This window comes from Luteibacter jiangsuensis (genome assembly GCF_011742555.1).
GTDB lineage: Bacteria > Pseudomonadota > Gammaproteobacteria > Xanthomonadales > Rhodanobacteraceae > Luteibacter > Luteibacter jiangsuensis.
Genome location: NZ_JAAQQR010000003.1, coordinates 317,908 through 336,157 on the forward strand (window position 1 = coordinate 317,908; position 18,250 = coordinate 336,157).

At 66.5% G+C, this 18,250-nt stretch carries 16 protein-coding genes and 1 tRNA gene; 5 read left to right on the forward strand and 12 right to left on the reverse strand.

Going from position 1 to position 18,250, the window contains the following annotated elements:
- Positions 1-151: 151 nt before the first annotated feature.
- The 5 genes from HBF26_RS08230 to dtd form a co-directional block, all read right to left on the reverse strand.
- Positions 152-1,192: a cytochrome-c peroxidase gene (locus tag HBF26_RS08230; RefSeq protein WP_167124923.1), complete on the reverse strand. Its 1,041-nt coding sequence runs from the start codon at positions 1,190-1,192 to the stop codon at positions 152-154.
- Positions 1,193-1,698: 506 nt separating this feature from the next.
- Positions 1,699-2,220, reverse strand: coding sequence for a hypothetical protein (locus HBF26_RS08235; protein ID WP_167124925.1), 522 nt, complete (start codon positions 2,218-2,220; stop codon positions 1,699-1,701).
- A gap of 74 nt (positions 2,221-2,294) precedes the next feature.
- Positions 2,295-2,370, reverse strand: a tRNA-Ile gene (locus tag HBF26_RS08240).
- Positions 2,371-2,579: 209 nt separating this feature from the next.
- Positions 2,580-4,439 (reverse strand): RNA polymerase sigma factor RpoD, encoded by a 1,860-nt coding sequence (rpoD, locus tag HBF26_RS08245; RefSeq protein ID WP_167124927.1) that lies wholly within the window; start codon positions 4,437-4,439, stop codon positions 2,580-2,582.
- Between the two features lie 183 nt (positions 4,440-4,622).
- A complete protein-coding gene (gene dtd, locus HBF26_RS08250) occupies positions 4,623-5,063 on the reverse strand; it encodes a D-aminoacyl-tRNA deacylase (protein ID WP_167124929.1) in 441 nt (146 codons plus the stop codon).
- Positions 5,064-5,118: 55 nt separating this feature from the next.
- Here dtd and HBF26_RS08255 point away from each other — a divergent pair, with 55 nt between their 5' ends.
- On the forward strand, positions 5,119-6,024 hold the full coding sequence (locus HBF26_RS08255) for an LpxL/LpxP family acyltransferase (protein WP_167124931.1): 906 nt from the start codon (positions 5,119-5,121) through the stop codon (positions 6,022-6,024).
- Here the strand turns inward: HBF26_RS08255 and HBF26_RS08260 are convergent.
- The 4 genes from HBF26_RS08260 to HBF26_RS19860 are packed head-to-tail and all read right to left on the reverse strand — an operon-like array spanning position 5,999 to position 10,553.
- Positions 5,999-6,322, reverse strand: coding sequence for a tetratricopeptide repeat protein (locus HBF26_RS08260; RefSeq protein WP_167124933.1), 324 nt, complete (start codon positions 6,320-6,322; stop codon positions 5,999-6,001). The genes HBF26_RS08255 and HBF26_RS08260 overlap by 26 nt on opposite strands.
- Complete coding sequence (locus HBF26_RS08265) at positions 6,319-8,271, reverse strand: ArnT family glycosyltransferase (RefSeq protein ID WP_425482975.1); 1,953 nt, start codon at positions 8,269-8,271, stop codon at positions 6,319-6,321. The genes HBF26_RS08260 and HBF26_RS08265 overlap by 4 nt, the downstream gene beginning before the upstream one ends.
- Positions 8,272-8,305: 34 nt before the next feature.
- Positions 8,306-9,301: a glycosyltransferase gene (locus HBF26_RS08270; RefSeq protein ID WP_167124935.1), complete on the reverse strand. Its 996-nt coding sequence runs from the start codon at positions 9,299-9,301 to the stop codon at positions 8,306-8,308.
- A gap of 1 nt (position 9,302) precedes the next feature.
- A complete protein-coding gene (locus HBF26_RS19860; RefSeq protein WP_167124937.1) occupies positions 9,303-10,553 on the reverse strand; it encodes an O-antigen ligase family protein in 1,251 nt (416 codons plus the stop codon).
- Positions 10,554-10,726: 173 nt separating this feature from the next.
- On the opposite strand from HBF26_RS19860, the gene HBF26_RS08280 reads away from it, so the two are divergent.
- A complete protein-coding gene (locus tag HBF26_RS08280) occupies positions 10,727-11,863 on the forward strand; it encodes a glycosyltransferase (RefSeq protein WP_167124939.1) in 1,137 nt (378 codons plus the stop codon).
- Here HBF26_RS08280 and rsmB read toward each other — a convergent pair.
- From rsmB to def, 3 genes are read right to left on the reverse strand one after another with little or no spacing between them, the layout of a single operon-like run.
- The gene (gene rsmB, locus HBF26_RS08285; RefSeq protein ID WP_338039646.1) at positions 11,824-13,143 is read right to left on the reverse strand and encodes a 16S rRNA (cytosine(967)-C(5))-methyltransferase RsmB; all 1,320 of its coding nucleotides are present in this window, start codon (positions 13,141-13,143) and stop codon (positions 11,824-11,826) included. The two genes, HBF26_RS08280 and rsmB, sit on opposite strands and share 40 nt — an antisense overlap.
- Complete coding sequence (gene fmt / locus HBF26_RS08290) at positions 13,140-14,084, reverse strand: methionyl-tRNA formyltransferase (RefSeq protein ID WP_193569824.1); 945 nt, start codon at positions 14,082-14,084, stop codon at positions 13,140-13,142. The genes rsmB and fmt overlap by 4 nt, the downstream gene beginning before the upstream one ends.
- Positions 14,085-14,087: 3 nt before the next feature.
- The gene (gene def / locus HBF26_RS08295) at positions 14,088-14,591 is read right to left on the reverse strand and encodes a peptide deformylase (protein WP_167125517.1); all 504 of its coding nucleotides are present in this window, start codon (positions 14,589-14,591) and stop codon (positions 14,088-14,090) included.
- A 182-nt stretch (positions 14,592-14,773) separates the two neighbouring features.
- Here def and HBF26_RS08300 point away from each other — a divergent pair, with 182 nt between their 5' ends.
- From HBF26_RS08300 to dprA, 3 genes are all read left to right on the forward strand, one after another.
- Positions 14,774-15,928, forward strand: a complete 1,155-nt coding sequence (locus HBF26_RS08300) for a LysM peptidoglycan-binding domain-containing protein (protein WP_167124941.1) — start codon at positions 14,774-14,776, stop codon at positions 15,926-15,928.
- Between the two features lie 90 nt (positions 15,929-16,018).
- Positions 16,019-17,005, forward strand: a complete 987-nt coding sequence (locus tag HBF26_RS08305) for a YVTN family beta-propeller repeat protein (protein ID WP_167124943.1) — start codon at positions 16,019-16,021, stop codon at positions 17,003-17,005.
- 82 nt (positions 17,006-17,087) lie between these two features.
- A complete protein-coding gene (gene dprA / locus HBF26_RS08310) occupies positions 17,088-18,233 on the forward strand; it encodes a DNA-processing protein DprA (RefSeq protein WP_167124945.1) in 1,146 nt (381 codons plus the stop codon).
- Positions 18,234-18,250 lie beyond the last annotated feature (17 nt).

Sequence of the window (18,250 nt, forward strand, 5' to 3'; positions counted from 1 at the left end):
GGCGCCGAGTCAAAGGTACTCAGGCCATTAGAATGTTTTTCCGAAGAATGTAAAGTCCCTCAGATTGTTATCGGCCCCGTGTTGTTTACCCAATGGCTTGCCCGACTGCTCCGTACCTCGTACGGGTCGATGGCGGAATGGCATCGCATCCCTAAGGCTTCGGCTGTGGGGTCGTGGCCACGCTCGGCGGCAGGATCGGCAATGTCACGGCCGGTTGCGGACCGGTCAGCGTGCCCAGGAAGGCCTCGATCTTCCCGACCTCATCATCGGTAAGCGTCTGGCCAAGCTGGCTGCTGCCCATGATCGCGATGGCCTGGCGTAGATCCCATACCTTGCCCGAATGGAAATACGGCGCCGTGAGCGCAATATTTCGCAGCGGCGGCACGCGGAACACGTATTCGTCGCTGACGGTCTTGGTCACCGCGAATCGCCCTTTGTCATTGGGTGGCAGGATCTGGGACCCGGGTTTCTCCACGACGCCGAAGGGCGCGTATCTGTCGCCGCCCATATTGATACCGCTGTGACAACCGACGCAGCCCTTGGTGATGAAGAGGGACAGGCCTTCCTTCTGCGCCGCATCGAGCGCCTTGTCGTTGCCTTGCAGGTAATGGTCGAACGGCGCACCCGGGGTGATGAGCGTGGCTTCGAACACGGCGATGGCCCTGCGTACGTTATCGAACGTCATGGGCTCCTTTTCGGTGGGAAAGGCTTGAGCGAAGAGCGTCTGGTAGCCAGGAATACCTTTCAGCTGTTCGATCACGTGGCCTTCCGTCGTATCCATCTCCACCGGATTGACCAGCGGACCGCCGGCCTGCTGTTCGAGGTCCTTGGCGCGCCCGTCCCAGAATTGGGCAGTATCGAAAACTGCGTTGTAGACAGTGGGCGCGTTGCGGCCGCCATGCTGCCAGCGATGGCCCAGGGACGTCTCCTGCAGATCGACGCCACCCATGCCCACCATGTGGCAGGAGTTGCAGCTGATGGCGTGGCTCTCCGACAAGCGGGGGTCGAAATAGAGAGCCTTGCCCAACGCCACTTTAGCGGGCGACGCGGGGTTGCCGGGAAGCGCGGGCGGGGTTGCCGGGATCGGCTTGAACAGGCCCTGGGCCTGCTTCTGCAACGTCGTCTGGGACCATGCCCCGCCGGTCAGCAAGAGGCCGAGCACCACCAGAGAAACGGTTGGCAGGATGCGCATACTCCTTCTCCTTCACCCGAAGTGCCGAGGAGAACCAGGCGGCGTGCATCACATGCCTCCAGCCGAGGCAGCGAGATGGTCCTTCCCCTCGTCGACCTTGTGCTTGCTACCTGGTCCGAGGCGCCAGTGAGGCACGAGCGAGGCATGGCCGTATTGATGCAGGTCAATCAGCGTGCGCAATCCTTGTGTCCGAGGCGACTTCGCGATCTCGCCTAGATTGGCCGCTGCCTCGCACTGCTCAAGAACACCGGCTTAACCGCGATTAACATTTCTTGCCCGCTCGCTGGGTCAGCGCCGAGCCAGCGGACGTCTTTGCAAGCTTGCTGGAATTGGGATTGCGAAGGGCTTTCGACGCTGCCGATGCGGCGCTTGCAGACGTTACCTTCGGCGGTGCGTTTCGTTGCGAAAGCGCCGAGCCGGCCGCCGACTTGGCGGATTTACTTCCATCACTACTCCGAAGTACTTTGGACGCCGCATATGCGGCAGTACGGCTGGTGACTTCACGCTTAGTGGCCATCGACACTTGCCTCCGCCGGAGTGTTGAGTTTTTTGGCAATGGCGATAGGTGACGTATCGTTTACGACGAGAAACCAAATCGCCACTAACAGAGCACCAAAGAGCAACGAGCTTGCAATGCCTCCGGCAAGGTTAACGCCAAAGTTTGGCCAGAAGCGCCCCAGCGATTTGATCTGGCTGACGATTACACTTTCTTCGATCTTGCGCCGGTACTCTTCATCCATCGAGGCGGCCACCTCCGAAGAAAAGGCCTGGAGCGCGTTTTCTGCCTCGCCTTTGGCTCGCAGGAGCGTGCCAGATGGCTGCTGCTCGTACCACGACTGAATGTGCTCAGCCGTGGGAACGCTACCAGTGCGCTCTTGATGGTGTCGCATCCATTCGATTCGTTGCTCTTCCACGATCGCAAACGCGACAAGGCCTAGAAGCCAGCTCTCCTGCGAATCTTCTACAAGCTCCCGGTATACGTCCACGGAGCCCGAGTAGGACTTTGATGTTTGTGCCGTCACTGTCATTCCCGATCTCTCCCTGTGGGCACCAAATACCTGCATGTACGGACGAGCCTGTCCGGTTGTACATCAACGCTCGGTGGTGGGCCCACCAGGACTCGAACCTGGAACCAAAGGATTATGAGTCCTCTGCTCTAACCATTGAGCTATAGGCCCTGCGCTGAGCGGGAAGTTTAGCCGATGCGGGGGAGGGTTTGGCGTAGGTGGGGTTGCCGGTTGCGATGGGCGCGTTGTCGACTGGCGGGGTGGACTGGGGCGCTGGGCTCCTGCTTTTCGCAGGAGCGACGGGGTGGTGGGGATTCGGCAAGTGCCAAAGAAAACGCCCGCTTGCGCGGGCGTTTCGGTCTTGCGGGCTGTGCTATCGATCAATCGATATCGAGGAACGAGCGCAGCGTCTCCGAGCGGCTCGGGTGGCGCAGCTTGCGCAGGGCCTTGGCTTCGATCTGGCGGATGCGCTCGCGGGTGACGTCGAACTGCTTGCCGACTTCTTCCAGCGTGTGGTCCGTGTTCATGTCGATGCCGAAGCGCATGCGCAGCACCTTCGCTTCCCGCGGGGTGAGGCCGGCCAGGACGTCGCGCACGGTTTCCATGAGGCCCGTTTCGGTCGCCGACTCGATGGGCGAGCTGGCGTTGGTGTCTTCGATGAAGTCGCCGAGATGCGAATCTTCGTCGTCGCCGATCGGGGTTTCCATGGAGATCGGTTCCTTCGCGATCTTCAGGACCTTGCGGATCTTGTCTTCCGGCATCTCCATTTCCTTCGCCAGCTCTTCCGGCGTCGGCTCGCGGCCGAACTGCTGGAGCATCTGGCGGGAGATGCGGTTCAACTTGTTGATCGTTTCGATCATGTGCACCGGAATACGGATGGTGCGGGCCTGATCGGCGATCGAACGGGTGATGGCCTGGCGGATCCACCACGTGGCGTACGTGGAGAACTTGTAGCCGCGACGGTATTCGAACTTGTCCACGGCCTTCATCAGGCCGATGTTGCCTTCCTGGATGAGGTCGAGGAACTGCAGGCCGCGGTTGGTGTACTTCTTGGCGATGGAGATCACCAGGCGCAGGTTGGCCTCCACCATTTCCTTCTTGGCGCGGCGGGCCTTGGCCTCGCCCACCGACATGGCGCGGTTGATTTCCTTGATGTCGGTCAGCGGCAGGTACAGGGTGCGCTCGATCTGGGCGAGCTTTTCCTGCTCCGCGTCGATGGCCTCGCGGAAGTTCTTGATGTTCGGCGACCACTTCTGGCGCTTGCGCGACAGCTCGGCGGCCCACTCGAGGTTGCCCTCGTTGGACGGGAAGCTCTTCAGGAACTCGGCGCGGGGCATCTTCACCTGCTTGACGAAGATGTCCATGAGCACGCGCTCGTGGTGACGGATGTCGTTCACCACTTCGCGCAGCTTGCGCACGAAGCTGTCGATCAGGGCTGACGGAAGCTTGAGGTTGAGGAAGGCCTCCGACATCTGCTCGCGGATCTTCGCGACCTTCTTGTCGTTGATCTCGGCCTTCGGCGCCGCCTTCTGGAACTTCGCGTGCAGCGAGCGCAGTTCTTCCATGCGGCGCTTCACTTCTTCCGGATCGGGACCGGTCGGACCGGTGTCCTCGTCCTCGGAGGAAGCCTCGACGTCGTCATCGTCGTCGTCGCTGTCGCCGTCCACTTCGGGGGCGTTATCGGCTTCGGCCTGGGCGGCGTCGGCGGCTTCTTCCAGATCGGCAAAGCCGGCCAGGATCTCGCTGAGGCGGCGCTTGCCTTCCACGTGCTGGTCGTATTCCTCGAGCAGCAGCTGGATGGTCAGCGGGAAGCTGGCCAGCGCGGTCTGCACCTGGCTCAGGCCTTCCTCGATGCGCTTGGCGATGGCGATTTCGCCCTCGCGGGTAAGCAGCTCGACGGTGCCCATCTCGCGCATGTACATGCGCACGGGGTCGGTGGTGCGGCCCACCTCGGCGTCGACGGCCGACAGCAGCGCCACGGCTTCTTCGGCCGCGGACTCGTCGTCCGTGCTGGTGCCGGGGGCGGCGCCGTCGGAAATGGTGTCGGTGTCGGGCGCGGAATCGTGGACCTCGATGCCGACGCCCTTGAGCACCGCCATGATGTCTTCGATCTGCTCCGGATCGACGATGTCGTCCGGCAGGTGGTCGTTGATTTCGGCGTAAGTCAGGTAGCCCTGCTCCAGACCCTTGGAGATGAGCTGTTTGATTTCAGACTGTTGCTCGTGAGCTTTATTAGTCATGCCGACCGCCGCGGGTTACAGGAACCGATCAGTATAGTCATTTGATGATTTTTTGACCAGTTTTCAAGTGGATCGGGCTCATCGTGACCACGCAAGAATCGCGCCAGATGGCCGTTCTGGCCGGGCGGGTTCCGGGTGGCGATGAGAAGGATGCGGGACATGGAAACTCCGCGCAGTGATGCCTCAGCGCACCTCCAGGCGGAAGGTGACCGGGCCGTCGTTGATCAGATGTACCTTCATATGGGCACCGAACCGCCCGGTTTCCACCCCCGGCTGCGCTTCGCGCGCCAGCGTCACCACGCGGTCGAACCAGCGCCGGCCCTCTTCCGGGGGCGCTGCCGTGGTGAAACTGGGCCGCATGCCCTTGCGGGTGTCCGCTGCCAGGGTGAACTGGCTGACCAGGAGCAGGCCGCCGCCGCTCTCGGCGAGGCTGAGATTCATTTTCCCCTCGGCGTCTGAGAAAACCCTGTAACCGCGCAGTCGCTCGACCATGCGCACGCACTGAGCCTCGCCGTCGCCTGGCTCGACCGCAACCAGGGCGAGCAGCCCGGCGCCGATGGCGCCCACGGTTTCGCCCTCCACTTCGACATGGGCGGATTCGACTCTCTGGATGACAGCGATCATGAGTGCGTTAGCGGCTGGTGGGCGCCAAGCTTAATCGCGAACTACACTTCGCAGAATGCGTCCCGATATCTATGTGCTTTACCTGCTGCTCAGGCTCGTGAGCCTGCTTCCCCTGCGAACCGTCCACGCCATCGGCGCCTGGATCGGTCGCCGCTCCCTGCGGTCCAACTCGCGCAGCGCACGCTATACCGCCGTGAACCTGCGCCTCACCCGGCCGGAACTGGGGGAGGCGGAGCGCGCCGACCTGCTGCGCCGGACCATGGAGGAAGCGGGCAAGTCGGTGGCCGAGGTCGCCGCCATCTGGGGCGGCGGGGCGGAAAAGTCCCTGGGGCTGGTGCGGGAAGTGGTGGGCGGGGAACTGTTCGCCGACGCACTGGCGTCCGGCAAGGGGGTGATCGTCGCCGCGCCGCACCTGGGCTGCTGGGAACTGCTGAACTATTGGCTCTGCAGCAAGACGCCCATGGCCATCCTCTACCGGCCGCCGCGCATCCAGGCCATCGAAGCCCTGCTGCGCAAGGTGCGCGGCAAGCTGGCGCCGGAGCAGGTGCGGGCAGAAGGTGCCGGCGTGCGCACGCTGTTCAAGCGACTCGGCGCCGGCGGCACCGTCGGCATCCTTCCCGATCAGAAACCGCGGGAAGGCGAGGGCGAGTTCGCGCCGTTCTTCGGCGTGGAGGCGCTCACGATGGTGCTGCTGCCGCGCCTGGCGGCGCGTACGGGCGCCATCGTGCTCTTCAGCTTCGCGGAGCGGCTGCCGGATGGTGAGGGGTTCCGAATCCATGTGCTGCCGGCCCCCGAGGGCATCGACAGCACCGATCTCAAGGTGGCCTGCACGGCGCTGAACCGTGGCGTGGAGCAGTGCGTGGAGCGTGCCTTCCCGCAGTACCAGTGGCACTACAAGCGCTACACGGCCCACGACAGGCCGGATCCTTACAAGGTCACTGCGAACGCAACAGGCGGTTGAGGAAGACCGACATTTCCTTCGCGGCCTGGATGTCGCCGCGGCCGCTGGCCGTTTCGATACCCGATCGCCATGCGGCCGCGGCACCCTCGGTGTCGTCGACGGCGAGCAGCGCCTTGCCCAGCAGCTTCCACGCTGCCGAGTAATGCGGATCGAAGTCGATGGCGTCGCGGAAGGCTTGCGCCGCATCCGCATATGCCCCCTCGCCCAGGAAAGCGTTGCCCAGCGAAAAACGCAGCAGGGCCCCGTCGCGGGGGCCGCCGAGTTGCGCGCGCAGCCGTTCGACGAGGGGATCGGTCATCGCAAAGCGGTCCGGGTGCGCCAGTAATCCTGGGGGTAGAGGAGCGTCGGTTGCCGCGGTTCCGGCGGCAGGCGACCGCTCTGCAATGCATTGAGCGTGGTGGCGTCCCAGATCATGAGCCAGCCCGTGCGCGACGGCTGGATCAGGCGCGCGTAACGAAACGCATTGGCTGGCGGGTGCTTCGCGTACGAGACGATGAGGCCGTCGGGATGGTGGCTGGCGAAGTCGGCAAGGGTGTCGCCGTCGTGCACCACATCGTCGTCGTCTTCGTCGACTTGCGCGGCCATGCCCGGGGCGAGCGCGATCTTCGCGATGGGATGCATCAGGCGTCCGGCGAAGTGGTACTGGCCGTTGTACGACACACCCAGGTTGCCGATGGGGCGGCCTGCGGCATCGGCCTGGGCAAGGAAGAGCGCGGCAGGTGTCAGGTCGTACCGGTACCAGAGCCCGAGCGTGAACAGCGCATTGAGCGCCACGGTACCGATGAGGCCGGCAAAGGCCAGTCGGCGCATCTCGCCCCGGCCGCGCAGGAGCAGCAGCCCGCCCAGCACGATGAAGATCACACCGAAGAAGCGGGCATAGGGCGCCATCCCCACCAGCCAGATGTTGTCCGGGAAGCGCGTGGGTACCACGGCAGGCATCGCGAACAACACGAGGGCGAGCAGGAAGGCCCCCAGCGAGAGGGGCCACGTGCCCAGCGCATAGTGCGATGCCAGTCCGGTATGGCGTTCGCGCAGATCGGCCACCGCCGCCGCCACGAGCATCACGGCCCCGGCCAGTTCCGGCAGCACGTAATAGAGCTGCTTGCCGGTGATGAGCGAGAAGGTGAGCAAGGTGGGCAGCAGCCAGGCCACGAGGAAACGAAGGCCCGGCTCCAGCGGCTGGCGGATGAGCGCCAGGAACAGCGGCAGGACGAAGAGGACGACGAGCACATTCGCCACCCACGCCGGGGCGCTGGTCAGCGCGGTGGCGAGGAGCAGAACCAGGGCGATGCAGGCAGCGACGATGGCGGCGCCGGTGCCGGCGCGCCACGGCTTGCGGAACAGTGCCGTGGGCACGGCCACGATGCCGCGCAGCCAGCCGGACAGCGGGAAGAGAATGACCGGCAGGAAGACGAGGTAATACCAGGCGGGCCTTGCGTGGTTCTGCAGGTCGGGCGACTTCGTATCGACCACCCGGCCCGCGGTTTGCGTGAAAAAGAGCCGCTGGCGATAAGCTTCGCCGCCCACTTCGGCGGCGGGAAGGGCCCAGGCCAGAAGCAGGGCGAAACCGAGCAGCAGGCCGAGCACACCGAAGCCGTACCAGCGCGCCTTGTTCTGCCGGGCCCAGTCGTTCCACAGGGGGCCGAGCAGGAACGGGAACAGCACGTGCACGATCATCACCGGGCCCTTGGTGAGCAGGCCGGCGCCGACCATCAGGCCGAACAGCCACCAGCGCGGGGAGGCGCGCGTGGCCGTGGGAGTAAGGCAGAGCAGTGCGGCCAGCACCCAGACCACGAGGAGCACCTCGTACATGATCTGCAGGCCGAACAGGAAGGAGTAGGCCAGGGCCATGAGCAGCCACGGCGTGGCCTTCGACACCCACGGATGCGATGGGAACAGGCGCCCCGCAAGCACGGAGGCGAGCACCAGTTGGATGCCGCCGAAGATCACCTCGAGGACGCGCGGCCACACGTCGCTGACACCGAACACCGCCCAGCCCGCGTGGATCATCCAGAACAGCAGCGGCACCTTCTCGCTGTACGGTTCGCCGTTGATGTGCGGCACCAGCCAATGGCCGTGCGCCCACATCTCCCAGGCCACGGCGAGCGTGCGGGTCGAGAACATCGGCATGGGGCCGTGCGCAAAGATGGCAAGCAGGGCCATCGCGGTCCACAGCGGCAGCCAGGGCCACAGGGCGCGAATGTGTTCCGACCGGGTATAGGCGCTGTTGAGCAAGGGCGTCGTCACCGCAAAGTGGATAATGAATTCTAAACGAACGATATCAGAGCAGTGCGTCCAGCGCCCTGCGCAGGCGTTCCGCGAAACCGGCCTGATTCCTCTCGTACCAGGCACGCGCATTCCGCCCGAGGCGATTCACCTCCTCGTCCGGCATGGCCGCCGCTTTCGCCACGCAGGCTTCCAGCGCCGCCTCGTCGAACTGCCACAGGGCAGAGGCGTTGAGCGTGCCGCTCTCCGTGGCGTGCACCAGCAGGCCGCGGTCGCCGCTCACCAGTTCGTTCATGGGAGGGGCGTCCGTCGTGAGCACCACGGCGCCGCAACTCATGGCTTCCACGATGTAGTGCCCCCATCCCTCGGCCTCGGAAAGGCAGACGTGGAAAGCATGGGCATTCTGTAGCCTGCGGATGGTCTCGATGTCGTCGACATAAGCCACGCGATGGTCGAGATTCGCGGCGGCCGGAGGCCGGTCCGTTCTGGCCGTCGACGGCGACTGCAACACGTGCAGCGTGGGCCATTCGGGATGCCGCCGCCAGACTTCGAGCAGACGCTCCGTGCCCTTCATGCGGCTGGCGCCTGCAAGGTGCAGGAAGCTCCTGTCGCGTGCGATGCCCTCGCGGCGGCAGTCGATGCTCTGGAAACCGATCACGTGCACGGGCAGGCCTTGCGCCTCGAACGTGGCGCGCGCCACTTCGGTCTTGCACAGGATGGCGTCGAAACGATGGAGCTGGCGGCGATCGCGGCGCGACAGCCATTCGGGGTTCGGCACCAGCGCGTTGCGTCGGGCGAGCGCCAGGTAGGCCGTATGCACGTGTTCGAGCGTGATGCCGAGGTCGTAACGGCGCGGGCCACGGCCCGCTAGCCAGTGCAGGTGCATGCGCAGAGCCTGCCACCACGCGCGCCACGGAAGCCCGCGGCTGCGCCGGGGCACCGGCGTGATCGACACCGTGTGCCCGAGCTCGCGCAGTGCCGCTTCGAGCAGGCGGATGTCGTGGCTCAGGCCCCGCCCGTTGTCGCAGGCGATCAGGTGGATCGACGCCACGTCAGCGCCCCGCCTGCCCGTGCGGGGAAAGCTGCCGCCCGATGTAGACGGCGAGGCCGAGGGTCAGAAAGAAGTAAAGCGAATGGGGCATGGCCCGGTAGAAAACGTTGTCCGTGAGGGCGCAGAGTGCATACAGGCACGCGGTGCTGAGTCCCGCCGTGGCGGGCATGGCGATGGCGTTGTCCGGATGCAGCGCATACCGGCCGAAGAAGACAAGCGCGCTTCCGAACAGGAGAACGAGCAAGGCGAGGCCCGGAATGCCACCCGTCACCGCCCACTCGAGGTATTCGCTGTGCGGGTGGTCGTAACGCTCGACCGTCGCGTTCACCTTGCCTTCGGCAATGCGGGCCCGCGCGTAGTCGCCGAACTGATTGAGGCCGAGGCCGGCGAGGGGGTGATCCTCCACCGCCATGCGTGCCGTGCGCCACATTTCCAGTCGCTCGCGCACGGCGCCGGTCGCGTCCTGTTCGCTATAGGTGGACACCTCCTCGGATACCGCGGCGAAACGCGAGAGCATCTCCCCGTGCAGGGTGGCTACGGCCGCCAACGCGGTGCCGACGCCCAGCGCGATGAAGAGAAGACCCTCGCGCCAGCGCCCGGTGCGTCGCGACTGGATCAGCACCACGGTGGCGAACGCGGGCAGGAAGGCGAGCATCGGTCCGCGGCTTTGCGTGAGGATGGCGCCGTAGAGGCCCAATGCCGCACAAAAGCCATGGAGGAGGCGTTCGCCGGCCCGCAGTTCCCTGCGCATCGCCTGTGCGACGGCAATCAGCGACAGCACGAGCATGAACATGCCGAATTCGATGGCGCCCCAAAGGCCGTTGTTGATGCCGTAGACCCGGTCGATGCCTTCGATGTAGTGCTGTTCCAGACAGATGCACCCCAACACCGCGGCCGTCAGGCTGAAGCCGACCCGCAATACCGCGGTGCGTAGCGGTGAAGCGAAGTTCGCCGCTATGAGCAGGAAGGCCAGGATGTGCGAGGTGACGTCGAACTCCCGCATGTCCACATCGTGGCCGGCGACGTTCGCCAGCCAGAAAACGAACGCCAGCGTGGCGGGGCCGATCACCCAGACGGCACGGCGATAGGCGCGACGGGTTTCCGGGTCGCGCAGCAGGGCCCACGCGCCGGCCAGGAAGAGGATGGCCGCAGGAACCGATTTTGCCTTGAGCGGCAGGGCGAACGTCAGCGGCATGACGGCAATGAGCACCGAGACGATCCACATGCGCCATGGATTGGAATTTTCGAACACTCGGCACCTTGCTGGGATCGGGACGGCACGGCGGCCACGCCTCACGGCGACCCCGGCCGCCGGAGTGGCGCGAGGGCATGGTACTTTAACTGATGGCCGATGCCGCTCGGCGCCCGCTGGCACAGCGGCCGGAATTCAGCTTTCCTTATGGCCACCCGGAACCCTGGCGCCCGATGAAGCTCCTCTTCACGAATTTCCACGACGGCGACGGCGGCGGTCACACCACTTACATCCTCGGGCTTGCGCGCGGACTCGCCGCGCACCACAGCGTGCATGTCGCGGCGCCGCCCGGCAGTCGGCTGAATCGCGAGGCGCGAGGGATCGCAGGCGTTCAGGTGCTGGACCAGCCTTTCCCGAACGGTCTGGGGCGCCTGCCGGCGCGACGTCGGGCCAGGCAGCAACTCGCTGCCTGTCTGCGTCGCGAGCGTTTCGACGTCGTGCACGTGAACGGGTCGGCCGACCATCGGCTCACCATGTCGGCCTTGCGCGGCATCCGGCCGCGTCCGGCCATCGTGCTCACCAAGCACAACTCCAAACCGATGACCGGCATCGGCCACGCCTGGCGCGCGCGCTTCGGCACCGACCAGGTCATCGCGGTGTGCGATTTCGTGCGTCGCCAGGTGCAGGCGTCGGCGTATGCGCGTTGCCGCATCGCCACGGTCTTCAATGGCGTGGACATCCAGCGCTTCTCTCCGTCGCTCCCCGACCCGGCACAACGAGCGAGCTGGCTCGAACCTGCCGAATCCGCTGAGCCTCTTCTTATCGGCAGCAACGCCGGCACGGCGCGTTACAAGGGCTGGATGGATCTGGTGGAGGCGTTGGCCTTGCTGTCGCCCGAGCGGCGATCGCGCTTGCGCGTGGTGCTTGCCGGTGCCTTGCCCAACGCGGACGACGTTGCGCGCATCGACGCGCTGGGTGTCGCCGCGCAGGTTCATTTCACCGGGCGGCTGGACGACGTGCGTCCCATGGTGGCCGCACTGGACGCCGGCTTCGTGCTGTCGTGGGACGTGGAAACCATTTCCTTCGCATGCCGCGAAATGATGGCGATGGGAAAGCCGGTGCTGGTCAGCGACTATGCGGGGTTGCCGGAAAACATCCACGCGGGCGAGGACGGATGGATCGTGCCGGCACGAAATCGCGAGGCGATCGCCACGGCGCTGTCACGAATGCTCGACGATCGCGAAACCCTTCCGGCGATGGGGCGAGCCGCCCGGGCGCACGCGGAGGCCGAATTCGGCATGGATCGCTTCGTGAGCGCGACCGAGGCCGTTTACGCAGCGCTCGTACGCGACCTTTCCAGCAAGGCGTAGTACATGCCGTCGAGGTCGCCGTCGCCGGGCAGTACCTGCCAGCCGACCTTGGCCGGCCGGCCCACAGGCAGCGTGAAGGGGATGGGCGAGGCGTCGGGGGTGCCGGCGAGGAAGGCATTCACCACGCCCTCGTTCTCCCGTCGCAGCAGCGAACACGTGACATAGAGCAGCCGGCCACCCGGTGCCAGCGTTTTCCAGCAGGCCGCAAGGATGCGCTCCTGCTGCGCCACCAGTGCATCGATATCGGCGGCACGACGGTGCAGGCGTACGTCGGGACGCCGGCGGATCACGCCCGTGGCCGAGCAGGGCGCGTCGATCATCACGCGATCGAAAGGCCGGCCGTCCCACCACGCGGAAGGATCAGCCGCATCGCCGACGACCACCTCCGCGTTCAGCCCCAGGCGTTCCAGATTCTGGCGGATACGCGGCGCGCGTTTCGCCTCGAACTCCACGGCCAGGAGATTGACGTTCGCCCGCTCCAGCGCGTGGCAGGCCTTGCCGCCCGGGGCGGCGCAGGCATCGAGCACGCGCTGACCATCGGCGAGGTCGAGAAGGTCGGCGGGAACCTGCGCGGCGCCGTCCTGCACGGCGAATAGACCTTCCGCGAATCCCGGCAGGCGCGTGACGTCGGTGCTGTGCGGCAGGACCAGGCCGTCCGCCAGCCAGGGATGCAGCGTGACGTCCTGCCCCGCATCGCGCAGCCGTTCCGCCAGCGTGTCGCGCGTCGTCCGCCGCCGGTTCGCGCGCAGCATCAGCGGCGGCTCGGTGTTGGCGGCTGCCAGCACGTCGTCCACTTGGTCGGGCCAGTCGCGCGCGATGGCATCGGCAAGCCAGGACGGATGGGCATGGCGTGTGGCGGGCGTGGCATCGAGCGTGGCCGACAAGGCCTCGCGCTCGCGCTGCCAGCGGCGCAGCACGGCGTTCACCAGCCCCGCGAGGCGAGGGCGGCGGAGTTCGCGAGCCGCTTCGACCGTGGCGGCCACGGCGGCATAGCCCGGCAATTCGAGTATGTCGAGCTGCACCAGTCCGCTCACCAGAAGCGCGTGGATTGCCGGTTCGCTGCGTCGGATCGGCTTGTCGAGCAGCAGGTCGAGCGCCGCGTCGAAACGCGGCCACCAGCGCGCGCCGTCGTTCAGCAAGGCGGTGAGCAGCGCGCGGTCGCGCGGGTCGGGCAAGCGCGGCAAGGCGCGGTCGGCCACGTCGCGCAACGAGTGGCCGGACAAGGCGATGTCGGCGAGGGCCTCGGCCGCCAGAGCGCGCACGGAGGGGGCGCGACTCACGGCGCTGCCTGCTTCAGCTCCGGTCGAGCGTTGAGGTAGTCCGCGGCGCCGATCCGGCGGCCGCCGGCCCGCTGCACGGCGAGAAGGCGCAGCGCGCCGTCGCCACACGCCACGTCGATGCCGTCACGGGTAGCCGCAAGGACCTGCCCGGGTTCGGCGCCGGACACGCCTGGCACCGCACGCGCGGACCAGATGCGCAGGCGTTCGCCGGCGATATCGGCTTCCGCCACGGGCCAGGGGTCGAAAGCGCGAACCTTGCGTTCGAGGTCGATGGCCGGTTGCGCGAAGTCGAGACGTGCTTCGGCCTTGTCCAGCTTGTGCGCGTAGGCGACGCCCTCCTCCGCCTGGGCGCGCGGCGCGAGGGTTTCGCCCGCCATGACGCGGCGCAGTCCTTCGGCGAGTGCATCGGCACCGAGCGCAGCAAGGCGGTCGTGCAGGCTGCCGCCGGTTTCGTCCGCCGCGATGGGCGTGCGCCGTTCGATCAGCACGGGGCCCGTGTCGAGGCCGGCTTCCATCTGCATGAGATCGACGCCGCTTTCCGCGTCGCCCGCGAGGATGGCCCGCTGGATGGGCGCGGCGCCGCGCCAGCGCGGCAGCAGCGAGGCATGCACGTTCCAGCAGCCGAGGCGCGGGATCGCCAGCACCTTGCGCGGCAGGATGAGACCGTAAGCCACGACCACCATGAGGTCCGGCGCATGGGCGGCCAGCCGTGCGCGGTCTTCCTCGGCCTTGAACGATTCCGGCTGCTCGACGGGGATACCGGCGGCCAGCGCGGCTTCCTTCACCGGGCTGGCGGCAAGCTTGCGCCCGCGGCCCGCCGGGCGGTCAGGCTGGGTGTAGACGGCCACGACCTCCGCGCCGGAGGCGCGGCAGGCTTCGAGACAGGGAACGGCGAAATCCGGCGTTCCGGCGAACACCACGCGCAGGGAACGGCTCGCCATCGGTCAGGCGCTGGCCTTGCGCTGCTTTTCCATCCGCTTGAGCAGCATGCCGCGCTTCAACGGCGAGAGGTAATCCACGAAGACCTTGCCGGCAAGGTGGTCCATCTCGTGCTGGATGCAGACGGCGAGCGGGCCTTCGGCCTCCACGACGATCTCGTTGCCGTCGACGTCCTGCGCGCGAACCTTCACGTGCAGCGCGCGGGTCACGTCCGCGTAGATGCCGGGGAACGACAGGCAGCCTTCCTGGTAGACCTGCTGGCCGTCCTTCTCGAGGATTTCCGGGTTGATCAGCACCATCGGCTGGTTGCGCTCGTCGCTCATGTCGGCGACCAGCACGCGCTTGTGCACGTTCACCTGGGTGGCGGCCAGCCCGACGCCGTTGGCGGCATACATGGTTTCGTACATGTCGGCCACGAACTGCTTGAGTTCGGCGTCGAAGACGGTGACTGGCGCGGCGACGGTGCGCAGGCGCGGATCGGGGAATTCGAGGATGGCGAGGGTGGACACGGTGTCACCTTGAACGTTCACGGGCCGGTGCGGCGCCTCGTCCGCGGATTTGCGGGCAAATCGGCGAAATCCAAGCAGCGGCGAAGGTAGGATGCCCGCGTATTCTAGCGCGGGGCACGTATTGTGCCCATTAACGATTCGGTTACACTCGCGACAGCACCGGGGAAGGGGGAAAACCCGCCATGATCAAGAAGTTCGCCATGCTGCTTGGCGGCATGCTGTTCACCGTGGCCGCTTATGCGGCAGTGTCCGAGCTCCGTCCCGACCATCCGGACACCTACACGGTGCGCAAGGGCGACACCTTGTGGGATATCTCGGCGCGATTCCTCCGCAAGCCCTGGCTCTGGCCGGAGATCTGGCAGGCCAACCCGCAGGTGCGCAACCCTCACCTGATCTACCCGGGCGACGTCCTCAACCTGTCCATGTTCGGCGGCGGCCCGCGCATCGGCCTGCAGCCGCGCGTGCGCAGCGAAGGCGAGCCGATCACGGCCATTCCGCTCAGCGAACTGCGCATGTTCCTGAAGGAACTGCGCGTGATGAATGCGGATGAGGTGGAGCAGGCGCCGTACCTGGTGGGCTTCGAGGAGGCGCACCTGCGCGCCACGCCGGGCAACAAGATCTACGCCCGCGACCTCGACGCCGCGCAGCCGGGCCAGCGCTGGGCCATCGTGCGCCCCACCAACCGCTTCCGTGACCACGGCGGCGACGAGGGCGGCTTCGACATGCTGAACAATCCGTCGCACGGCTCCTTCGTGGCCGACGAACTGGACAGCGATGTGTCGATGGCGCCCAGCCCCTGGCGCGAGGATTCCCGCCACGACACCCACACGGGCAAGGGGCAGGACCGCGGCGTGGAAGTGTCCGTGATCGGCACGGCCGAGGTCATCGCCACCAACGGGGACGTCGCCAGCCTGGTGCTGGTCGATTCGACCCTCGAGGTGCGCAAGGGCGACCGCCTGATGCAGATCGACGACAAGCCCTACGACCCCTATTTCTACCCGCACGCACCGAAGTCGGTGCCGGCCGACGCACGCGTCATCGGCTTCACGGATGCGATGAACGGCGTGGGCAGCCGCCAGGTGGTGTCCATTTCGGCCGGCTCGGCCGACGGCGTGGACAACGGCACCACTTTCACCGTGATGAGCCAGGGCGAAACCATCGCCGACGAAGTCAGCGGCAACTACAACCGCCGCGACACCTCGCGGAAGGTGAAGCTGCCGGACGAATACGGCGGCCACCTCATGGTCTTCCGCACCTTCGACCACGTGAGCTACGCCCTGGTGATGGACGCGCTGCGCCCGCTGAAGAAGGGCGACAAGCTGGTGATGCCGGAATAAGCAATCCACCCGCGATTCAATGGTTCCGGAAGCGGGGATGACGCTTCCGGAAAAACCTTGCGATCGCATGCAGCGGCGTACGCCGCCCCCATGAACTCTTTCGAGGCATTCATGACCGGATCACCGACGTTCAGGCTCTTTCGCCATGCCCTGCCGTTACTGCTCGCCTTGGGGGCCCTGCCCGCGGCGGCCCACAACAACAATGCGTATGTTGGCAATCAGTTTGGCAATTCCGTATCCGTAATCGACATGGCGTCGAACACGGTGATGGCCACCATTCCGGTTGGCAAGAGCCCTGCCGGGGTCGCTGTAAGCCCGGATGGAGCGGAGGTCTACGTGGCCAATGCCAATGATGACACCGTTTCCGTTATCGACACGGCCTCCAACGCCGTTGCAGCAACGGTGACGGTGGAAAGCACGCCCGCGTCCGTCACCGTCAGCCCGAACGGCGCCGAGATCTATGTGGCGAATGCCAACGCCGGCACGGTCTCCGTGATCGATCGTCTGAGCCGTGTTGTGGTCGGCACCGTCAGCGTCGGCAGCGTACCCATCGCCATCGCCGTGAGCCCCAATGGTCGCCGTGTATACACGGCCAACGCCGGCGACGGCACCGTGTCCGTAATCGACACGACCACACGCGCGGTTACCGCCACCATCCCCGCAGGCGACACGCCCTACGGCATCGCCGTCGGCCCCGTGGGCGCCCGCGTCTATGTCGCCAACGCCGGCTCCAACGACGTGTCGGTCATCGATGCGACGACTGACACCGTGAAAGCCACCATCGGGGCCGGCGAGGGTGTCGCCGCGGTGGCGGTGAGTCCGATCGGCATTCCCGTGTACGTCGCGAACTTTGTCGACAACACCGTTTCCGTGGTCAACCCATTCAACCGTACCGTCATGGGGTCCATACCGGTGGGGAATTCACCGGCCGCCCTGGCCGTCAACCGGAGGTCGGGCCGCATTTATGTCGCCAACGGCGAGTCGGACACCGTCTCGGTGATCAACCCATTCACCAACAAGGTGATGGCGACGATACCCACCGGGCGCGTGCCCGGTGCGGTGGCGATACAGCCCTGACGGAGCCCGAAGCGGATATACGCCACTCGCGCAGGCGGCTTGCTCGGACAGGAACGAGCCGCACGCGCTCTAAACTGCGCGGATGACCGAGCCCGACCACGACCTGCGCGACTGGCTGATCCTCCTCCGCATTCCCGACTTCAGTGCGCGGCGCCTGCGCGAGGGCCTTGTCGCCCGCGGCAGCGCGTCCGCCTTGCTGCACTGGCTGCAGCGCCACCCGGACGCCCTGGGCCCCGACGCCCAGGCCTGGATCGAGCGCCCCGATGAGGCCACGCTGGCCCATGACCTCGCGTGGCTCGCCGGGGACGACCAGCGCATGCTCCGTTGCACCGAGGAGGATTTCCCGCCCCAGTTGGAGGCCATCCCGGATCCGCCCGCCGCGCTCTTCGTGAAAGGCGACGCGTCGCTCCTCCTGCGGCCTCAGGTGGCCATCGTGGGTGCCCGCCGGGCCCAGGAGCCGGGCCTCGCCAACGCGCGGCGCTTTGCCGGCGAGCTGGCTACCGCCGGGCTCCTGGTTACCAGCGGGATGGCCGACGGCATCGACGGGGCGGCACATGCCGCGGCCCTGGACGCCGGCCAGCCGACCGTGGCCGTGATCGCCACGGGTCCGGACCGGGTCTACCCGCGCAAGCACCATGCCCTGGCCCGCCGCATCGCGGCGGAGGGCGCCATCGTCAGCGAGTATCCGCCGGGTGTTCCGGCCCTCGCGCACCAGTTTCCGCAGCGCAACCGGATCATTGCCGGCCTCAGCCTGGGCGTGATGGTGGTGGAGGCCGGCCTGCGCTCCGGCTCCCTTATCACCGCTCGCTACGCCGGGGAACAGGGGCGAGAGGTCTTCGCCCTGCCGGGATCGATCCACAACCCCCTGGCGGAGGGCTGCCACGCCCTCATCGGCGACGGGGCCCGTCTCGTCCAGCGCCCGGACGAGGTCCTGGCCGCCCTGGCCCCGGCCGCCATGGAGCTGGGGGCCGAACTGCGGGCCAGGCTGGAGCGCGGAGGCCCGGCCGCCGGGGCGAACAGACGCAAGACCGGCCCCTTCGACTGGCGGCAGGATGAGGAATATCGCCGCCTGCTCGACGTCATGGGGTACGATCCCGCCTCCCTCGACGCCCTTGTGGGCACGACGGGCCTTTCCCCCGGGGCGCTGTCGTCGATGCTGCTGATACTGGAACTCGAAGGCGAGATCGCGACGCTGCCCGGCAACCGTTATCAGCGCGTGGTCCGGTAGCCACGGCTTGACAGCCG